Raw genomic sequence first — 20089 nt, forward strand, 5'->3', positions numbered from 1 at the left:
TATCACCCTTCTCTATTAATTCTGAACCATGCCCTAGCGTCCCGTGTCTCCCCCTGGCTTCCGATATCGGAAAGACTCTATCGAATATTTAAAAGGTTCACCCGCGAAACCCGCGGCGGATATTTCAGAGTATATCCGCGGTATTTCCTTCCTGGCTAACCTCCGTCACGTTTTTCATTGGCACCTTACTGTCGCCGACATAGAGAAACAAATCTTGTCCTTCCATGGTCACCTTGTCTACTTTGCCCGATATGGAATTCCCCTGCGCATCGAGACCCTTGATCTGCTTTCCTATCAAAACTGCACCGCCGGTGATATTTTGCGCTTTGGCCAGGGATTCCAGGGTGCTTACCAGCCGCATATTGGATTCAATTTCCCGAATTTGGCTGACTTGCTGCAACAGCTCTGCGTTGTCCATGGGATTCATGGGATCCTGATTTTGGAGCTCAGCGATCATCATCGCGAGAAACGCACTTAAATCGAGATTTTTAAACGCATCCTTTCCGTTTGGATTCTGAGGTCCTACCTGACCTTTAATCGTGGTCGGTGTCGTTATCATCAGTATCACCCTTGTTTTCTATCCTAGAACATCGGAAAAAAATGTTCTTCTATATTCATGCGATCACATCAAACAGACTATTGAGCGTTCGTGTTCCTTGTGGTGAATAGTCCTGCTCATCGGCAACGGCTCTTTCTTGCCCGCCCCACCGCATTCCGGAAGGTCGGGGAATGTGGAAAGACGCGGTGTGGTGCTGCCCTCCTCCGGAGTCCGACTGCGACATCAGCGTCACGTCGAAGCGTTCAATCCTCACCCGGTGCTCCGCGAGCCTCTGCCGCAGGTCGGCCAAATTATCTATCAGTAAATCGCGTGCCGCTGGCGACTCGGCTTCCAGCCGCGCGATGAGTGCACCCCCTTCTACACGCAACTCTACCCTAAGAGCGCCAAGTTCCGGTGGATGCAGCCGCAACCGTAGTTCGCCATCCCGTAACCGCGCAAGTCGTACGGCATGAAAGACTCGCTGAACCAGCTCAACCCTATCATGCTGCGAGAGGTGCAGCGGTTCCCGCTCCGGATTGGAGCTTTGCTCCAGTGAGGGTGTTGATGCCGGGTGCCCTTTCATGCGAGCGGTTTCGCCCGCTTCATTAGTCAACGCTGTCACCCGTTCTCCCGCATCCCTCGTTTCGCTGTCTTTACGGACTATTTCTCCTGTTTTAATCCCATCGATGACTTTCGATTCGAGTCCGGAAACAGCGGCGGGTTTTGCCGCCGCGGGCGAATCTGCCTCCGCAATGATCGTCCTTGGTTGCCCGGGATCTTGTCCCCGATCCGAAGCGGCAGTCGAACGAGCTTTCTTATTCGTGTGGTTTATTGTTGCGCTGGCCGTATCGAGAATTTTCTCTGTCGTGTTATTTACTGTGAATTTATCATCAAGACTCAACGTCCAGCTGGATTGTCGTTCTCCTTCCTGACGAGCAGTCTTTGACTCGTTCCCTTCCAGTTCTGCAGATAACGCGGGGGTCGTTTTCCGATCGCTGCCAACGGTCTTCGGCCGTACCTGGCCGGCCCTTTGTGCCTTGACGTCTTCGCCCAACAGCGCTAGCTCCCCGTGACCGCCGTTTTCGCCCACATCCTCGACTACAGAAAAGTCGACCACCGCACTGTCAGTGGTCACCTGCGGCATATTTGGAAGTTGCCCCCCACATACGCCGCATTGCAATCTAAAACCTTTCTCTTCTCTATTTTCTTCCCCCGCCTTGGTTCTGGTCTCACCATCCTCCCTTTCCAGTATTACTTTCTCGTTTGCCTGACTGGAACTTACTCGGTTCCCCCTTGTACTGTGTGTTTTTTCGCTCTGACCAGAAGGCGATTCTTTTTTAAATGCCTCATCTTTCTGCTCCACCTGAGACATCCCCGGGTCTGCCTGGCCTGGTCTCTCGGCGAAACCTCTATCACTACTGGAAGGCTTCCCGGTCGTCACACCTTTCCCTTCCGTCGCCTCCATGCCACGGTTTGCTGTGCTTTCCTCCGACTGTTTTACCGCTTGTTGATTGAGGACATCCTGAAATGAGCTGCCTGCCGGTTTTGCTCCGATCTCCGAACCGGCGTAATCTCTGGGACTTCCCGTTGGTCCCAGGACAGCCAAAATATCGGGGTTGTCGATTCCCGTCGCCATTGTTATGCTTCAACTATTGCTTAGACCGCGGCTTGGTTGATGCCAGAAATGACATCAGAAATTACATTGCTTTGCTTCAACTATTGCTTACACCGTCTGACACGCTCACGATGCCATAGACATACTTTTACAACGCGCGGTTCTTCTTTGAACCGGCAACCGCAGCGTGTATCCTCGTGGAAATGTCGCGGATATCCCTCAGGGTGTCCCCGCCGAAGCGGTGCCTGCAACGGCTGGCGACGGCTCAGGTGTCGCCACACTCTGGCGTATTGCTCCTCCCTCCCGTAATCGCCGCAGCACTTCCGCGATCTGTTCCGCCTCCTGTGGCGTACGAAACTCCCCAATAATTCGTGCTCTTTTGGAGTCGTTCATCCCCTGCAATAAGCGGACCACATCATCCAGTTCATTGCGACCCAACATCTCGGCGATTAATTCCTTGGCCTGTGCTGGCCGCAGCGACTCCAGTGTTCGCCGAACGGTCTCCAAACCGGCGTCTTCGGCCTCTCGTCGCGTTTGAGCGATCAAAGTCTCCAGTTTTTTCTCTTTTTCGGCGACGATCCGTTCTTTATAATCGACTTGTTGCCTCACATTCTCTATTTCATCTTTATATGCCATCAGCATTTTATTCTTCAATTCAATATCCCGATATTCCAAAGTTCTTTGTTGAAGAATCGCTTCATAGGATGGCTCCTCCCGCGGCTCCGAGTTCTCCTGGAGTTTAGGGCTGGAGCTCTCGACAGTCTGTTGCTCTCCACGCATAGCGGCGAACCCGCGGCGAATCTTGGCAGGGGTTAATCCCCATGCAAACCAAAGGTGCCCTGCGATACACAGCGCACCAATGGCCATCGCCGCAAAAAAATAAAGGGTGGCCGACAATATTCCATCTAATATTCTGCCCATGCGTCACCTTCGACGGATGATTGTCGGTGGGTCAGCTCGTCCATCTCCTTAAATTCCTTTTTTAACGTGTTTTTAAGAAACCGTTCGCGTTGCTTGTCGCGAAGGAGTTCCAGCATCCGCAATGCCCGATTGGCCTCCAACAATGCCGCTCGGCGTCTTTCGACCTCCTCCCGTATCGCCTCCAGTTGACGCCCAAGCTCCTCGCGCTGTGCTGCAAGGATCAATTCATAGCGACGATATCCCAGCACCTGATCCACATCCAGAACACCACAGGTCGCAGCCCGGAGATTTTCCTGAAGCCGCTGGTGTTCCATATCGAGTAACTTCGCACGTTCGAGGAGGATCTCCTCCGCTGAAAGTGCCTGAAGCAACTCGAGCTGTCGATTATCACGTTCTCGTTCGCGAATTTTCAGTAAAGTATCAAGGCGAAATTGAAACTGAGCCATAGAAGCCTATACTCGAAATATTTATGTACGTCGTGGGGCGGATCCTACGGCTGGTCGTTCCATATCCCGGCGCTGAGTGACGGCCGCCTGCTGATCGGGTCTCCAGTTTTCAATCTGTTCCGCCAAATTGAGCAGGGCTGCGCGGGATTCGTCATAGGTCGCCCGCTGATTCACGTCCTGTCGCAGGAATGTATCTACGCTGTCGCGAAATTGGATCGCTCTGTCCACACCGGGATGACTGCCGCGGCGATAAACGCCGAGAGTAATCACATCTTCATGATCACGATACAGTCCCAGGAGTTCTCGTACCCGCATAGCCGCGCGATTATGATCCGGATCAACGATGTCCGGCATAAGTCGGCTGAGGCTCTGCAACACATCAATGGCTGGGAAATGTCCGCGACCGGCAAGGCGGCGAGAAAGCACTATATGCCCATCCAAAAGACCGCGCACAGAATCGGCAACCGGTTCATCAAGATCATCTCCTTCTACCAGAACGGTATAAAATGCTGTAATCGTCCCGCGTGGGCTGCGACCTGCCCGCTCCACAAGCCTTGGCAACAACGCGAAGACGCTGGGAGGATAGCCACGCGTCGTGGGTGGCTCCCCGGCAGCCAGTCCAATTTCACGCTGGGCCAGAGCGAAACGTGTCAGCGAGTCTATTAGAAGAAGGACATCCTTACCCTGGTCGCGAAAATACTCGGCGATCGCCGAAGCCGTATATGCAGCCTGTACCCTTAAAATAGCCGGTTCAGCACTGGTGGCCACAACGACAATACTCTTTTTTAGTCCCTCTGTACCCAGATCGCGCTCAATAAAGTCGTTGACCTCCCTGCCTCGTTCGCCCACCAACCCTACAACAATCACGTCGGCCGCCGTATACCGGGCCATCATGCCTAAAAGAACACTCTTCCCCACCCCTGCGGCAGAGAAAATCCCAAGGCGCTGGCCTTTTCCGCACGTCAATAGCCCGTCAATCGCTCTTACCCCCGTACTGAGCACTTCCTTGATCCTGGGCCGCTCGCAAGGGTGTGGCGGTGCCTGCTCGTACAGGACACGATCTCTCAAAAGAGGCCTTGGCTTACCGTCAATCGGGCGTCCCTGAGCATCGACCACCCGGCCGAGTAACTCCGCACCGACCGGCAACCATCTCACCGTTCGGCACAAACGCACTGAAGCTCCGCGACGAATTCCTTCTCTACTACCCAGGGGAAACAAGATTGTCGTATCGTTTTTGAAGCCGATCACTTCCGCCTTGACCTTTCGCCCGTGACCCACCTCGATCTCCGCAAGGGATCCCACTGGCACAGGGAACCCTTGCGCGGCGATACTGACTCCTACACTTTGTACCACCGTTCCCTGTATTTCGGCGGGCAGTACCTTGTCCAAGTAAGCGACTATCTTATTCATGCCAACAGTCGTCTATCTCACATTCCCGTTTCTTTATTCATTACCTGCCAGCTCCTCGACGATTCGTTTCGCCTGAATTTCTAGCTCCTGATCAATGATGCCAAACTGCGTTTCAACACGGCATCCTCCGCGGCTTATCGAGGGATCCGCTGTAATCTCCGCGTGCGCAACGGGGGCCAGCTCCCGCACAAGTCTCTCTATTTCCGGCTTTAATACCTCCCAATCGTGGGGATTCAATCGAATTCGCATCGTCGGTGATGCCGCCGCGAGCTGAACGGCCTCCCTCACCAGAGGCAGCATCACCTCCGGTGCCTTTTCTATCGTCCGGCGTGCCATTCGTGCCGCGATTGCCGCCGCCAGTCCAAGCAGATTTCGTTCCCATTCCCGCAGCAACTCATGCCGTGCCTCACTGATCTGAGTGACAGCCGTCTTCAACGCAGGGAGCAGGCTGGCCAGCTTTTTTTCTAGCTCCTGACGAATAATCTGCTCTGTATTCTGAAATCCCTTTCTCTTTCCTTCTTCTTCCGCTTTTAACTTGATGATCTCAGCTTCCCGTTTCGCGTCCATCACAATTTGAGTCGCCTGCCGACCTACCTCTTCCAAGTAGCGTTTGGCGCGGTCGGCCATATCCTCGAAGTTAAACGGGGTGACCCGGGCCGCCAGATCTGTATTTTCAATCTTGATCACCGTTGTACCGCGCGTGCTCATTGTTACTACTCAACATTTTTATTCATATTTTCACCTGCGTATCACGCACGTATCCGGTGGCGTTATTCAACCACTCTCACGAAATGGCCGGGACTCTCGCGGACGCCGTCGCCGGTTTCCGTTGGCGGGCCATTTTTACTCCGTCCCGTTACGCCCGGCGGAAGCCGGATTTTCCCGGCAATCGCGAGCCTGCGGGCCAGTTCTCCAAGTCTCTGCCGTGCTTCCTCCACATCGCGAAGACGCACCGGTCCCAATTCAACCAGTTGGGATTGAATCGCCTTCGCTTTCCATGGAGAAATCTCTTTAAGGACACGTTCCAGCAGGCCAAGCGGCGCACCCCAAAGTGCCAGAACCGCAACTTCCGGCGAAGCGTGCTCAAATATCAGTCCCAGAGCCACATCGTCAAAACGAATAAACTGATTAAAATCGACGGGTGGTAACGGCGCCAGTTGCTCAGCAACTTCCGGCGCGACCGTGTAGAGAGTCTGAAGTACCTGGTCGGCAATTCCACCTCTACAGTGTTCGACCATACCGGTGATCGTCGTTAATCCGGCGACACGGCGGCGCGATATATTACTAATTTGTGCCAGTTTTTCCTGAAGGGCCTTGTCTATTTCTCGTAGGATGTCGGGATCGGTTTCTTCTAATTCCAGAAGGCAGCGAACGATCTCCACCTGTCTTTCCCGCGGAAACCGCACAAGGACCGCCCCGGCTTGAGCCGGCGCCAAATGTGCAAGGACCAGGGCAATCGTGGGAGCACGTTCTCCGGCGAGGATACTGGCGAGCTTATCCGCCTCCGCATCCTGGAGTATTCGAAACGGCGTATCCGCCGGCCTGTTTTCCCGACTCGCGTCCAAACGAACCGTCTTTTCTGTTTCCGGAGACCTCTGCACTGTCAATGCTTGGATTGAGATCTTTGAATCGTCCACGCGGTTGAGAAACTCCCGAATGACCTGGTCTCTTTCTTCCGCCGATATTCGTCCTAGTGTCATCCAGGTGTTTCGCACCTGCTGGGCATATTCCGGAGGTAATTGCTCCAGGAGGCGGTCTGCGGCCTCCGGTTCTAAACAATCAATGAAAATAGCGGCTTTGCGAATCCCTTGTGTGTTAATCATTGATGGATTATTCACACACTTGCTCGCTAAATTGGGTTACCGATCCACGCCTTCAAGATGTTCGCGGCTGTTTCGGGATCCTCCGCAACAAGTTCCGCGACCTCTTCACGAAGCGATTTTGTGCCGGTGCCCGCACGACGTTTCGTTCGTGTCTCCGTCTCCGCCCTGCTGGACTCCGCCGCGGCCGTGGATACGGAGGTATCGGGAATGACAGCCGTGCTTCCCGACACAGGCTGCGGCGTTTGCCGTACGGTTGAACGCAGCACGATCAGGCTTAGCAAAGCCAGACCCATCAGTCCGAGTGTCGGCCAGTACTGGCGAACGAACTCCAGGCCCTGCTCGGTGATCGAGGGCTCCGGCGGCGGACTGGAGGGCATATCCACAAAATCGGTCACGGTAACTAGCTGGGTCGCATCAGTCACACCCTCTACTGGCGGCAACAGTGCCGCAATATGCGTCCGAATTTTATTGAGTTCTTCGGTCCTAATTTTATCGAGGTCCTGCGCTGTGGGCCCCTGTTGATTAGTATTATTAGAACCGGTTTGCTGCTGCTCCCATATTCTTCTAAAATAACTGGCAGGAATAGCGACCGAAACCGTAACGCGTTTCGGAAGCAAGCCCGCCGTCTCCTGCTGGATCACTGTCTGGCCCACCGAGTTGCGCTCTGTGCGCTGTGTCTCCTCTTCCGTCTCGCTTGGTGCAGCGGATGGTGAGTTAAGTGAACGCGGTGTGTTGCCTTGGGCGACATAGCCCACCCGTCCTCCGGCGTCCGTGGTTGCCTGGCGTGTCTTCGTTGTCTCTGTGACATCAAGGGCTATCCCTTTGGGATCGAGCTTTACCTGCTCCTGCCGCTGGTACTTGGTCGGATCCAGTTCTACGTTGCAGCTCACGAGCACACCGGGAACATATCCCAGAGCCGTCTTCACCTTTTCTGCAAAGTACTGTTCCCATGACCGCTTCAGTGCGTATGTCCCTTCTGCAGCCTGCAGTGGTTGATCGTCCAGGGCATAGTAATTTGCGCCTGTGTCCATGTTGGTGACGACAACGTCTTCGGGCTTCAGACCACCTATACTTTTAGCCACATAGTAACGAATAGATCGAATAACCTGATCGGAGAGCTCCTGGCCTCCGATGGGCTTGATCGCGACGGAGGCAGTGGTGACCGTCTCCCGACGCAGCCCCCCTTGGCTGGTGCGAGAGAACATGACCACCGCATCCTGGACACCGGCCATCTGGCTGATAACGCGTGACAGTTCCTTTTGGAGGGCAATTTTCGTCCGTTCTTCTAATTTGTAACGCGGCTCAAATGCGGATGATTCCTTGATAGTTTTTTCGAGGATATCGAGATAGTTATAAGGAAGGGCATTACCCTCCGCCAGGGCCGCCATATATTTGTCGTGCTTACCCTGAGGAACCCTGATGCGAGTGCCTTCGACCCGATAATCATTGAGTCCTTTGGCGGCGAATGCCGCTTCCATTGCCGGCAAATCGTTCGGCGAAAAATGAGCCCCGTTCATCAAGTAAACAGAGCCACCGGTGTGCGAATAGGAGACGAGAAAACCCAGGCTGATAATCACCGCGGCAAAAAGCAATGCCGTGGTAATCCGCATGCCCGGCGTCATGCCGAGGAAGAGATCCCGTAATTGCTGCCATGTCGTGTTCAGAAAGTCCATCCCTGGACACCTGATTCAAAAATGACGCGAACTACGTCGCCTGCAACGCCGCTAAAACCTCGGAGTTGTCGCTAACTCTATTAGTGATATTATTAGACGCGAATATTTTGAATTTCCTGGTATGCCTGAATGAGTTTATTTCTGATCTGCATCATCAATTTAAAGGCAATATCGGCTTTTTGGACCGCCGTCAGAACTTCCGCCGGCGTCACTTCCTCCCCCAGCATAAGTCGCTCCACCGCCCGATCCGCCTCCTGCTGCATGGAATTGACCTCGTGAATGGAGCGCAACAAAAAGTCACGAAAATCGGGTTGCTGCGCACTGCCCAATTGCTGCGGGCCGCGCACGGGTAAGGAACCCGGACTGATCCCTCGAATGGCGTCCATCAGGCCAGAATCCTCAATGTTTGCTGGGTCATATCTTTAGTGATCTCGATGGCCCCTAAGTTGGCCTCATAGGCGCGGGCAGCCTCCAGAGCGTCGGTGAATTCGGTCATCAGGTTGATGTCGGGATAGGCCACATACCCACGCATAGGCCCCTGCCGGATGGCATCGGGATGCCCGGGCTCGTACTTGTACCGTGGGGGGCGATTATCCACGCGAACACCCGACACCCGCACCCCCTTTGCACCAAACGCCCCGACGCTGGGGTCCACCTGAAACGTCACGTAGCGAGGTTGATAGGGCTGTGGCTCCCCCTGCTCATTATGCGTCGTCGATATGTTGGCAATGTTTCCAGCGATCGCCGTGATGCGAATTCGCTGGGCCACTAGTGCGCTAGTACTCACATCCAGAGCCGAAAACATCGTGTGTACCCTTCCCGGTATGAATTATTCTGTTCACTGTTCTCTATGTTCTATATATTTTAGTTCTATTACACAGCTCGCGATTATTTTCCATCTTCCCCAAAAGATCGGGTTGTATTTTTACACGCGTTCGCTGATTGCAGTCAAGAGTAACCGGAACTGGCTCGCCATGATGGTCAACGCGGTGTTGTGAAGCATTTGGTTTTTCACCATTTCACTGACTTGTTCCTCTATCGACACATCATTGCCGTCATGGCGGAGAAACGGTCGTTTCTGCGACGACCAGTCAGGCGGTTTCGCACTCAGGTAGTAAGCTCGATCACCCGGCGACATCAAAGGTGCGGTATTCTTTTCTGCCAGCGCCCGTCGCAGATGGGCTCGAAAATCCTCCACCGGCAAATCCATCGCCTGATATCCAGGTGTATCTAAATTGGCCAAGTTGCCGGCCAGGACTGTGTGCCTGACCTCGGTAAAATTGGCGACACGGGTCAATAAAGGAATACTGGTTCCGGTGAAGATTCCGTTCCACATATGCGTTTGTAACCTGATGCCTCATCCAACCGCGTTGCAATCACCATGCCAAAAGTGCGAACAAAACTTTCAGGCATTCGACGCTCGTTTTTGCCTCGCTTCCATAGACGTTTGTTCCTCACGTTGCCGTAATACTGGCAATTTTTGCCGAAACGTTTCGGCAGATTCTGCCGCTCAGTCTGCTCGTGACAAACGCTTTGCTCGCGGCGGATAACCATATTGGCGTAGCTTTTCCGTGAGCGTGCGAACCCCGATCCCCAGAGCCTTTGCAGTTTTCTCACGGTGTCCGTCAAATTTCTCTAACGTGGCTTCAATGAGATAACGCTCCATGTCCTGAAGGCTGATACCGACCGGAATGCCGACCGGACGCAGGCTTGTTGGGGATGCCGGAAGCCACCGGCCGATCTGATCCGCCGTGACGCGGTCCTCCGTGGTCAGCACACACACCCGTGTTACAAGATTTTCAAGCTCGCGAACGTTACCCGGCCAATCGTGCTCCATCAGCCTATTCAAAGCCGATTCATCCAGCTCTGGGACCGGACGGCCCAGTCGCTCCGCGCAACGTTTTTGAAAATGGGCGATTAAATCAGGAATATCTTCTTTTCTTTCTCGTAGTGGTGGAATATAAATGGGCAAAACAGCCAGACGGTAATAAAGGTCCTGTCGGAAGCGACCTTCGGCAATTTCTTTTTCCAGGTCCCGATTCGTGGTAGCCAAAACACGAACGTCCACATGTAACGTCCGGCTGGATCCAACCCGTTCAAATGCTCGCTCCTGGAGGACACGTAGGAGTTTTGCCTGTAACGCGGTGTCAATTTCCGTGATCTCATCGAGCAGCAGAGATCCTTTATGGGCCAGTTCAAAGCGGCCCATTCGGTCCGAATCCGCTCCGGTAAATGCGCCTTTCTCGTGACCGAAAAGTTCACTCTCCATCAGATGCGCTGATAGGGCCGGGCAATTAACGCTGACAAAGGGCCCGGTAGCCCGCGGACTAAGATAGTGAATAAGTCTGGCGACGAGCTCCTTCCCCGTGCCACTTTCTCCAAGAATGAGTACTGTTTCGCTGGTGGCAGCAACCTGTTCTATCCGACGGCGGAGCTCCTGCATGGGGCGGCTAGAACCCACCAGAACAGGCATGTTCTGCTGCGTACCCGCTGGAGAGGCGGTTTCCGCTGGGCGGAGGACCTGATTGTGCCGGAGCGCCTCCGCCACGAGGCGCTCGAGTTGCCCAGCATCGAACGGTTTTTCGATATAGTCGAAAGCACCGTGTCGCATCGCCTCGACCGCCGAAGCCACTGTGGCGTAGGCTGTCACCATGATGACTCGTGTCGAGATCTGCAGCTTTTCAATGTGTCGAACGAGGTCGAGCCCTGACATTCCCGGCATATTGAGGTCGGTGACGACTACGTCCCAGAAAGATCGGGCAAGTAAGTCGATGGCCTCGGCGGCACTTCCGCACGCCTGCACTTCATGTCCCGCCCGCCGCAAAATGTCGGCCATTGCCTCACGCGAAGCGGCGTGATCATCCACGACGAGGATTCTGCCCGTCCGCCGAAGATGCGTCCTTGCCGGTTCCTGTCTTTTGGAAGTTCTAACATCGACCATATTCTGTCAACTCCATTCGCATTATACTCCTTTATAAGTAATGCCCTCACGCTGCTCGACTGCCCATCTGAGTGGGAATAACGCAGCGGTTGGGAAGGTGGATTTCAAATATGGCGCCACCATGCGTCCCATTTTGAACCAGTACAGTGCCGCCATGGAGTTGAATGAGATGTTCGACGATCGCTAATCCCAGACCGGTTCCATTCGCCTTGGTCGTGAAAAACGGCTCAAACGCATGCTGAAGGGCCTCCTGGCTGAGCCCGGGACCGGTGTCGGCGACCGAGATTACAAGATCCCCACCTGCGGCTGCTGCGTGGACGGTTAGTTCGCCGCCCCCGGGCATTGCATCGAGAGCATTGAGCAGAAGATTGATGATCACACGGCGCAAAAGATCGCGATCTGCCCAGGCAAAAAGCGACTCGCGGACTTCGATTTTTATATGCACTCTTTGAGAAACGGCCTGCAGTTCTATTTCCTTAGTAATCGCCGTGAGCCATGGTTTGACCTCAAAGAGGGATTCCTGCAACTCCCGATCCGCAGCGAATTGGAGAATATCGTTTAATACACTTTGTGCAGCCTGGACGGACTGTTCTATTTTGTCTATTATTTGCAGAGATTCTGTGTTTTTCAGTTGTCGTTTTAAAAGACTCACATAGAGTGACACAGGTACCAGGCTATTTCGCAGCTCATGGGCGATGTGGGCAGCCATCCGCCCGAGATCGGCAAGCCGGTCTTTCCGGGCAAGTTCCCGGTTCTTCTTTTCCAGCTCTGCCGTAAGCCGCCTGACTTCTGCCTGAAGGGCTTCGTGAGTCTGTTCCAGGCGTATTGTCGCGGCATGCCACGCCTCGAGGATGGCAGCCAGATCTGTCCCATCCCCGCGTACGTCAATTTCCCTTGGTACCCTCTGAGCGCTGGTTTCCACGTGCTCAAGTTGGTCCTTTTCGGTCATATCTTCCATGTCGCGTGTCTGCACGGTCCACCGAAGCAAATGCTCTGTAGTTGATTCGCCGGAGACTCGATTTACAGGGTAAGATCAAGTTGTCCGCCCGTAATGCTATTTCCTCCCGTGTAAGCCACCCGCGCCCGCGACATTTCGTGAAGCTGGCTCAATTCCCTCGCGATGGCATCGCGGCGATCTTCGAGGCGTATCTGGCACTCCTGTTCTACTCTTACAATTTTTTCCAGGAGTTCGCGGCACCCTCGGAGGATTTCGGCAATTTCCGAAGCACTATGTGCGTCGCCGTCTAGGGCTTTTTGATTTTCATAATACTTCAACTGGTCATCTAGATGCTGCAATCTGACCAACAAGGTTTGTTTACGTGCCAGAATATCCAGAAGTCCATCTATTTGGTTGTCTTCTACGTAAGCATATTGATGCTGCGTAAGGTCCCAAATATCGGCCAGGATTCTATGCTTTTCCGACCACAGGTCCGCTATTAAGTCGGGCATATCACGCACCTTATTCGTAAAATTCCCCCAATGCTTCCATTTAGAGTATTCTGTTGAATTGCCAATTGGCGGTCATCTAAAAACGTGTATGTTTTACACGGTGTTTTCTATCATTTTTGCCTTTGCTGCACAGTAAATGTGCAGTACTATGTTATATGACTTATAAGTGTTGCGTCGACCAGGCAAGACGTGCTTGCCATTCACCTCTGGTAAAAGACGTCGTCTTTTCCAAGGCCACGTCCTGGGGGAGCCGATCCAGCATGATTTTGGCCTGTTCAAGAGTGATTTGCGCGTCCCTGGTGCGTCCCATAGCGCGGTAACATCGGGCCATCTGAATATATGCATCCAGGACCTCTGGTTCCGACTGCAGCCGATTGGTAAGCGTCACGTAGATGGTGATCGCGTCTCCGAAGCGCCCCAGGCGGTAAAGGACATCGCCCAATGCGAAATATACGTTACGGAGGAGCTTTTGTGTGGCCGGACTTATGGCTCCCTTGTCCCATTTCATGTCCAGTTCCTTCTGCACAATCTCAAGTTCCTGAAGGGCGGTTTGAAGCAAATCGCGAGTTAAAGCGGATTGCGTGGCCGTATTGTTCGGCTGAATTGACGATTTGGCCACCGCGGCGCGAAGATAGAGTTCCGCCAGAAAATAGCGTGCCTCGGGGGCGCGGTGGTCCTGGGGATAGCGCCGCACAGCTTCTTCCAATTTTTCCAGTGCTTCCCGATCCCGGCCAAGGTGGAAATAGAGCGTCCCCAGCGTGAACAGTGTATCCCGCCATTCAAGGCTTGTGGGAGCCAGTTCTCCCGCAAGATTGTCTATCAGGACAGCCTCCGCTTTATCATATTCGGCTTTCTCCATGTGGGCGTAGGCTGCCCAAAGACGTGCTTTATACGAGGCGGCATCTTTCGAATGGAATTCGATACACTCGTAGAGCACGCGTAGAGCATCGTCCGGCTTCCCCATGGCGAGAAGGCATTCTCCCAGCCGAAGAAGAGCCTGCGGATTTCTACGCCGGGGTTCGTTTCTCAGATACTCGCGCAATACACGGGACGCCCGGGTGTATGAGCCACCGCGATAGTAATAATCCGCCGCCTGCCAAAGGTCCTCAGTGTAGAACCGGGTCGCTGTCCGAGATCGTGCCAGTCGTGTTAGCTCATCTCCGGCCAAACGAAAGTAACGTCGTGCTCGGGCCTTGTTGTCTTCGGTCGTGTTACCTTCCGGTTCAGAGGTTTCAAGATATTCACCCCAAGCGATGTAGGTTTTCGCACGAAGGGTGTAGACATTTTCCGGAGGGAAAACCCCCTCCATGGCGTTAGTCAGTTTCAGACTTAGGGCAAAAAGTTTTTTATCCAGGCAGTCTGTCCATATCTGGTCAATCGTTTGACGAATATCTTCTCTCGATATCCAGGGGTTGAGAAACCGTCCCGCGTCGACCATTCTTTGGATACAATTCGCGAGTTCGTCCACGCTACGATCGTGACGGCCCAGACGGTGGTTGAGGCGGGCAATCTGAAACCGGGCAGCCCAGGCCTCCGGATAATCCGGAAACTCTGAGCAACAGCGTTCCCAGGCAGCCAGGGCTCCATCATAATCTTCCGCCAGATTGAGGGTCACTCCGAGCAAGTAGGCCGCTTTCGCCCGGGTGCTTTCGTCACCGAGCGCATGCGACTTCACACGTTCAAAGGCCGCCCGGGCGTCCGCTGTATATTTGACGACCTCTTCTTTACTGTGTGAATCTTTACTCTGGAACAATTGCTGCGCCTGAAAAAGGAGAATTTCTCCGCGAATCAAATGGGCTTCGGGAGAGTCAGCCCCTTTCGGGGTGAGGTGCTTCAGGCTTTCTTCGGCCGCATCAGGTTTGCCCAGGGCCAGGTGAATTCGGGCCTGTTGCAGCCATCCGGCGTTTTGTGAAGGGGCATCAAGTCCCGGCGTTAACAGAAATGCTTGATTGAAGCGGAGTGCCTCCTCCCGGTTTCCCTCCGGATCCAAAAGGTGCGATTCAGCCATCAGCCAGTTCACACGAGGCTGTTTTTGCGGATCCAGTTTGGCGGCCTCACGAAGGTACTTACGGCTTTCGGCAAAGCGGGAAAGATAATGGAGCGTGCGTCCCAGGGTGAATAGACCATCGGCTTCCCGGCCCGGAGGTAACCCCACAATCGTCGCCTGATCTCCGAATTGAGTAGCCAGAAGGAGCATACGACGGCGTTCTGGACCCGTCTGTCGGTCGGCTTCCGCAGCATACGCCATAAGCTGCGCGAACAAGGCCGCCCGAAGTAACTCCGGATCCGCACGCTTATCAGCCAGAGCTTTTTCAGCCATTTTGTGCACAGCGTTCCAATCCTGAGCGTCCACCGCCTCAACCAGTGCCGTGGCATCGTCGTCTGACTTGCTTGTCAGCCACCACCACGCGAACCCGCCCAGGCCGCCAACCACCACCAGCGAACCAATCCCCAGCGTCAGTAATCCCCATTTGGAGCGGAAGATTGCGCGAATTCCCTTTTGGCGACCTGCCTGGGGCGCGGGACGTTCTGCCTTTTCCGGCGACTTTTCGAGATCGGGTTGTGGGACCGGCTCCTGTGGTTCCGGCATATCGACTCGCTTTATCGGGCTGTCTCAACACGATTGACGAATTGTTGGCCACGCGGTGGCAGGGCTTCAGCCTGTCCACCGGAATACTGGGAGGAAGGTATTTACCGAAAAGACCGGTTTCCGTCAATCTCAAATCAAAAAATCAAGCATTCTGGCACTTTGGAAAAGCCAGGCAATCTTCCGATGAACCGTTGGCACGAGCGAAGTTCCAGCACCGCGTTGCCGTTTGCTCGGACATGGCAAATGCCGCTTTGGGCTGGCATGTGTCCGCTCGCGTAAGCAGGACGCAAGTTGCTCACGGAGACGACGGCGGCTACGTTTCCACCCCCGGGCCAACAGGGTAGCCTCTTCGATGGCGGCCACGCTCTGCGATATGATGGTAAAAAAAGGGCGGCAAGAGCACGAAATGAGTGTATCCAACGAAACTGTTCACGAACATTCTATTGGCTGTGACCTCCGGATTGCCGATGGAATGTATTCGATATCCCCCGACAGGTGAGGGATGCGTTCCCGCCGGAAGTTGCGTGCTGCCTCGCGAAAAGTGAAAGTCAGCCGCAAATTGGCGGTCACGAGAGTATAGCGTATTTTTAGTAATTTACTAAAAACCAGCAAAACGTTGCATACTACGAATCGCCCTGGGATGGACCAATTAGTATTCCAGCATCTTCGTAACAAAAGAACGGCATAGTGACAATGGGACGGCGCGCTTTACGTAAGATAGATCCCAATCTGGATCTTTCCTTCCACTATCGCGATCTTGAAGCGATCCCCAGACCGTGGCAGGGTGAACAGATTTTCGGGAGGGTCGCGCCTTTGGAGGTTGAAGTGGGCAGCGGCAAAGGCCTGTTCCTTCGACAGGTCTCCGTGGCCCATCCCGAGCGCGACTTCGTGGGTTTGGAGGTTTCCGGTAAGTATGCCCGATTTTCCGCCGCTGGTCTGGCCAAGCTGGGTGTCCGGAATGCGATCGTGATCCACGGCGACGCCCTGCGGTTTTTCGCCGAGTGGTTGCCGGATCGTTCGGTTGAGGCCGTGCACGTGTACTTTCCCGATCCCTGGTGGAAAAAACGACACAAAAAACGGCGGGTCATGAAGGAGAGTTTCCTCCGGGATGTCGAGCGTGTATTGACGCCGGGGGGACGCCTCCATTTCTGGACCGACGTGGAAGAGTATTTCCAATCGACTCTGGAACTGCTCAAAGCCTGCACCCAACTGGCGGGCCCATTTCCGGTTCCCGAGCACACGCCCCAACACGATATGGACTACCGGACCCATTTTGAGCGCCGGGTTCGCCTCCAGGGAGGCACCATTTATCGGGCAGAATTTGCCAAAGAGTAAACGTTAATCGCCTGCATATAGATTTTTGTCTCCCGATTATTGAGCGTGTATCGTTCTATCGAAAGATGTGACGCGTTGAGCGTTACACCCCGCCCTGTCAGGGGCTTTCATCCTTCGGTGGCCCGATAAGCTCGTCCTCCACGAACGCCGGGTCATAGGGATTTGGCACATGAAAGTAAGTTGCTTCCCCCGTGGGATCGGCGAACTCGGTAAGCTCCAACGTGTAACTGGTTGGAGCCTGTGGATACCAAGCGCCGGGAGCCCACGCTTTCACGCGGCAGGCCACCCCTCCGGGGTGAACCGTTTCATCGGGAAATGGGCCCTCCAGCGTTTCCGGGTTGATGGTGATCAAGCGAAGGTCGATATCCTTCAGGTCCGCGTGCCCCTGGCGGCTCAGGCAGAATACCAGGGGACCATACATCACCGCAACCCGGCCGGATTGAGCGCGACGTCCCCGCACCAGTCGCAATTTCATCGGAATCCTCAGCATCACTGTGTCACCGTTCTGCCAAGTCCTGTTGAACACGGCCCAATCGCCGCCTTTGACCGTGACGGCCTCGTCTTCCTGGGGGAGCTTCACCGAGGCTTCTTCGCAAAAGCGAGGTATCCGCAAGCGAAGCTCGAACATTTCTGGCTTGGGCAGGTTGATGGTGAGGGCTATCATGCCGTTGTGGGGATAGTCAGTCCGCTGCGCGATCGTGACAACCTGACCGCTAGGGAGCGGGAGCTTGAACTGGCCCTCGGTGTAGAGATTGACCGCGATCCCGTGCTCCGTTCGGTACCCAACCATCCCGGGCAACTCAGCAATGATCCGACGATAATTATTAGGACAGCAATAGGTGTCGCTGGGGAAGTAGGAGCGCGGCCCATCGAACGGCGTATAGTACCGTATACGTCGTCCATCTGGAGACTGGGCGGCGAATAAGCCGTTGTAAATGACTCGCTCCATTATATCGCCATAGAGGCTTTTCTTTTCACGCCGCAGCAACTCATCCAGCCAGCGAATCAGATACGCCGTCGCACACGTTTCACCGAGATTGATCGTCCCCGACTGGCTATCGTGCCAGCATTCGTGGTCACCGCATTCGCCCGTGATGACCAGGCCTTCGCGATGGAGCAGAAAATCCAGAGCCTGTCGGCTGGCCTGCCACAACCGCGGGTCGTCGTGCTCGTCAGACAACCGAAGCTGCGCAATGGAGCGGCACAGATACGCGTAAATGTGCCCTTCAATCTGACCGTGACGCCCCACCACAACTCGGGCCTGCCATTCGGGAAGTTTTCTGAAATTGACGACAAATTCTCTATAGCGAGGATCATGTGCCTCTTCGGATAGAAGCAGAAAAGCATTCTCCAGGCCCAACACGGCCAAATAAACCGTAATGGAACCACGGCCGGGCTGGTTGTCTGGATGAGCCTCCCAATTGCGCATCATATAATCCGCTAAACGGCGTGCAGCCTCAAGAGAGTCTTTTCCGCCGAAGAAACGGTGATCCGTAGCCAGAGCATAAACCAGGTAAGACATCTCGTGAATATCCCATAAACTCCACATTCGGGAGGAAGGCTCCATTATTCCGATATACCCATCTTCTTCCTGAGTGGCGAGTATCTCGCGAATAATTGTGTCTTTTAATTCTCGCAAGCGAGGATCGCCAGTATGGACAGCCAGTCGGACGATACTATCGAGCAACTTACCCAGTCCAACGTACCCCTCTTTCTGGTTGCGCCTTTGAAATGGTGCGAGGAAGTCCCGGGATATGTCGATCTGAAGGATGTTGTTTTCAATGGTCACGTCAATCCGCCGACCCATTTCGCCCTTAATCTGAACGTCCTGCAACGGAACCTGCCGCCAGGGCGTTTCTCCAGAGGCAACCGTCACGGCGACGAGCCACAGGACTCCGCATGTAAAAATGCACACTGTGCGACGCGGTTCCAGATTTCCGGATTTGAATGGGTCCATTTTTCCTCTCCTCATTGAGCCAGTAGTAAGCGCGGGACAGGTTGCCGAAGCTCGACACCACAGCAAAGCGATACTCTGCCGTCACCATGGTGGCCGAACATCGGCAGATCTGCAATCTGCATCTCGTAGGTGGTCTAATGCCCCACGATAGCTGCATCTAGCACGGTGCCGCTGTGAGCCACAAGCCTGAGTGCAAGCCTCAATCGGATCGCGGGAAAAGATGCGAAAAAACCGGTCATAGGGCAGCCGGGTCACCCCCTCGAGAAGGGCTCCCCCTTTGATTGGCCGTGCCACGGCGCTAAAATACCAATGACGGTGGTCCCAGCGGCCGGTCTCGCGAATGGACGGCCAAGCGGGAAATGTGGCAGTTTATCTTGTTCTGGGCGCCTCTAGCTCAATTGGATAGAGCATCGGTCTACGGAACCGAAGGTTGCAGGTTCGAGTCCTGCGAGGCGCGCTAAGTCATCTTACAACCATAAGTTACGTTTCACATCCCGTTGCAAAACATAGCTATTCATCGATACTTGGGACGAAAAGTTTTTTATCTTGCCATCTCTTGCGGGACCCTGCTGAGCCGCATTGTGCGCCGCCCGTGTGCCGGATTCTGTGCCACTGTTCGTTTGAACACCAGTGGTGTCCGGCTGTACACGGTTCGAGTCCACTTTGGTCTTGGGCCTCCACTGGAGGGCTGCCTGGTATGCCGCATCCGTGGGATCCACATAATGGCGTAACGCGATAGAGGGGGTATTGCCCAACCACTTGGTGACCACGGCCAGAGGAAAGGCCTGGGCGAGCTCGCTTTCGCAGGATGCCCGCAGGTTATGCCAAAGCCGGTGCCAGGACTCCATACCGCTTTGGACAATTTCTCGTTGAGGGCCTCACCGATGGTATTCAGCCAAGTGGCGGTGGCCGGCGGTACCGGTACGCCGCTGATGCGGGAAGCCAGCAACGCCTCCACGTGGATGCGGATGCTCTCCGCCGTCTTTTTGTCCACACGACCAAGGCGAAGAGTTTTTCGCTTGCCATCAGGGGCCACAAACAGGATTCGCCAGCCTTTGCCGTCTCTTGCGACACTTCCCGTAGGATGCTCCCTTTCTACGTCACAGTGCGACAGGCGTCATCTGATTTGCCAGGGTATCTCCAACCAATCGGCCTTCCGTCAGACTGATCGTTAGTTTTCGTTTGGAGCTGTGAGGGCCCAAAGGCGCAACGTGTGGTAGGGGCGATTCATGAATCGCCCCTACAAATGTTTTTCGCGCGATATGGGCAAGCCCGGCCGAGGGCAATTCACGAATTGCGCCGCCCCCGTGTTTCGCGCGGGATGGGTATTCCCGGTAGGGGCAATTCATGAATTGCCCCTACCGGTGGGCAGATTTCGTGGTCGCGGGAAA

General features: G+C 54.5%; 18 protein-coding genes and 1 tRNA gene. 2 read left to right on the plus strand and 17 right to left on the minus strand.

The annotated features are described in order from the left end of the window. Window positions 1-124: 124 nt before the first annotated feature. From ABJK56_RS16880 to ABJK56_RS16950, 15 genes are all read right to left on the minus strand, one after another. Window positions 125-559, minus strand: a complete 435-nt coding sequence (locus ABJK56_RS16880; RefSeq protein WP_347245851.1) for a flagellar hook capping FlgD N-terminal domain-containing protein — start codon at window positions 557-559, stop codon at window positions 125-127. 55 nt (window positions 560-614) lie between these two features. Continuing rightward, complete coding sequence (locus ABJK56_RS16885; RefSeq protein ID WP_347245852.1) at window positions 615-2174, minus strand: flagellar hook-length control protein FliK; 1560 nt, start codon at window positions 2172-2174, stop codon at window positions 615-617. Window positions 2175-2372: 198 nt separating this feature from the next. Continuing rightward, window positions 2373-3074 carry a hypothetical protein gene (locus ABJK56_RS16890; RefSeq protein ID WP_347245853.1) on the minus strand — a complete coding sequence of 234 codons (702 nt, stop codon included), beginning with the start codon at window positions 3072-3074 and terminating at the stop codon, window positions 2373-2375. Next, window positions 3059-3520 carry a flagellar export protein FliJ gene (fliJ, locus tag ABJK56_RS16895; protein ID WP_347245854.1) on the minus strand — a complete coding sequence of 154 codons (462 nt, stop codon included), beginning with the start codon at window positions 3518-3520 and terminating at the stop codon, window positions 3059-3061. The genes ABJK56_RS16890 and fliJ overlap by 16 nt, the downstream gene beginning before the upstream one ends. A gap of 21 nt (window positions 3521-3541) precedes the next feature. After that, window positions 3542-4930 carry a FliI/YscN family ATPase gene (locus ABJK56_RS16900; RefSeq protein WP_347245855.1) on the minus strand — a complete coding sequence of 463 codons (1389 nt, stop codon included), beginning with the start codon at window positions 4928-4930 and terminating at the stop codon, window positions 3542-3544. A 33-nt stretch (window positions 4931-4963) separates the two neighbouring features. Beyond that, complete coding sequence (locus tag ABJK56_RS16905; protein WP_347245856.1) at window positions 4964-5638, minus strand: FliH/SctL family protein; 675 nt, start codon at window positions 5636-5638, stop codon at window positions 4964-4966. Between the two features lie 62 nt (window positions 5639-5700). Then, the gene (locus ABJK56_RS16910) at window positions 5701-6753 is read right to left on the minus strand and encodes a FliG C-terminal domain-containing protein (RefSeq protein WP_347245857.1); all 1053 of its coding nucleotides are present in this window, start codon (window positions 6751-6753) and stop codon (window positions 5701-5703) included. A gap of 26 nt (window positions 6754-6779) precedes the next feature. Further along, entirely contained in the window at window positions 6780-8426 is a 1647-nt protein-coding gene (locus ABJK56_RS16915; protein ID WP_347245858.1) for a hypothetical protein, read from the minus strand. 92 nt (window positions 8427-8518) lie between these two features. After that, window positions 8519-8812 carry a flagellar hook-basal body complex protein FliE gene (gene fliE / locus ABJK56_RS16920; protein WP_347245859.1) on the minus strand — a complete coding sequence of 98 codons (294 nt, stop codon included), beginning with the start codon at window positions 8810-8812 and terminating at the stop codon, window positions 8519-8521. Then, a complete protein-coding gene (gene flgC, locus ABJK56_RS16925; RefSeq protein ID WP_347245860.1) occupies window positions 8812-9231 on the minus strand; it encodes a flagellar basal body rod protein FlgC in 420 nt (139 codons plus the stop codon). The genes fliE and flgC overlap by 1 nt, the downstream gene beginning before the upstream one ends. Before the next feature lie 120 nt (window positions 9232-9351). Continuing rightward, on the minus strand, window positions 9352-9762 hold the full coding sequence (flgB, locus tag ABJK56_RS16930) for a flagellar basal body rod protein FlgB (RefSeq protein ID WP_347245861.1): 411 nt from the start codon (window positions 9760-9762) through the stop codon (window positions 9352-9354). Window positions 9763-9936: 174 nt separating this feature from the next. Beyond that, window positions 9937-11367 carry a sigma-54 dependent transcriptional regulator gene (locus ABJK56_RS16935; protein ID WP_347245862.1) on the minus strand — a complete coding sequence of 477 codons (1431 nt, stop codon included), beginning with the start codon at window positions 11365-11367 and terminating at the stop codon, window positions 9937-9939. A gap of 46 nt (window positions 11368-11413) precedes the next feature. Continuing rightward, window positions 11414-12325 carry an ATP-binding protein gene (locus ABJK56_RS16940; RefSeq protein WP_347245863.1) on the minus strand — a complete coding sequence of 304 codons (912 nt, stop codon included), beginning with the start codon at window positions 12323-12325 and terminating at the stop codon, window positions 11414-11416. A gap of 62 nt (window positions 12326-12387) precedes the next feature. Beyond that, the gene (gene flgN, locus ABJK56_RS16945) at window positions 12388-12816 is read right to left on the minus strand and encodes a flagellar export chaperone FlgN (protein ID WP_347245864.1); all 429 of its coding nucleotides are present in this window, start codon (window positions 12814-12816) and stop codon (window positions 12388-12390) included. 160 nt (window positions 12817-12976) lie between these two features. Continuing rightward, on the minus strand, window positions 12977-15406 hold the full coding sequence (locus ABJK56_RS16950) for a tetratricopeptide repeat protein (RefSeq protein WP_347245865.1): 2430 nt from the start codon (window positions 15404-15406) through the stop codon (window positions 12977-12979). A gap of 693 nt (window positions 15407-16099) precedes the next feature. Between ABJK56_RS16950 and trmB the strand changes: the two genes are divergently transcribed. Continuing rightward, window positions 16100-16741 carry a tRNA (guanosine(46)-N7)-methyltransferase TrmB gene (gene trmB, locus ABJK56_RS16955; protein ID WP_347245866.1) on the plus strand — a complete coding sequence of 214 codons (642 nt, stop codon included), beginning with the start codon at window positions 16100-16102 and terminating at the stop codon, window positions 16739-16741. Between the two features lie 97 nt (window positions 16742-16838). Here the strand turns inward: trmB and ABJK56_RS16960 are convergent, their stop codons facing one another. After that, complete coding sequence (locus ABJK56_RS16960; protein WP_347245867.1) at window positions 16839-18698, minus strand: beta-L-arabinofuranosidase domain-containing protein; 1860 nt, start codon at window positions 18696-18698, stop codon at window positions 16839-16841. A 383-nt stretch (window positions 18699-19081) separates the two neighbouring features. Here ABJK56_RS16960 and ABJK56_RS16965 point away from each other — a divergent pair. Beyond that, window positions 19082-19155, plus strand: a tRNA-Arg gene (locus tag ABJK56_RS16965). A gap of 10 nt (window positions 19156-19165) precedes the next feature. Here ABJK56_RS16965 and ABJK56_RS16970 read toward each other — a convergent pair. Continuing rightward, complete coding sequence (locus tag ABJK56_RS16970) at window positions 19166-19546, minus strand: hypothetical protein (RefSeq protein ID WP_347245868.1); 381 nt, start codon at window positions 19544-19546, stop codon at window positions 19166-19168. Between the last annotated feature and the right edge of the window lie 543 nt (window positions 19547-20089).

This window comes from Thermogutta sp., assembly GCF_039793925.1.
Taxonomy (GTDB): Bacteria; Planctomycetota; Planctomycetia; order Pirellulales; family Thermoguttaceae; genus Thermogutta.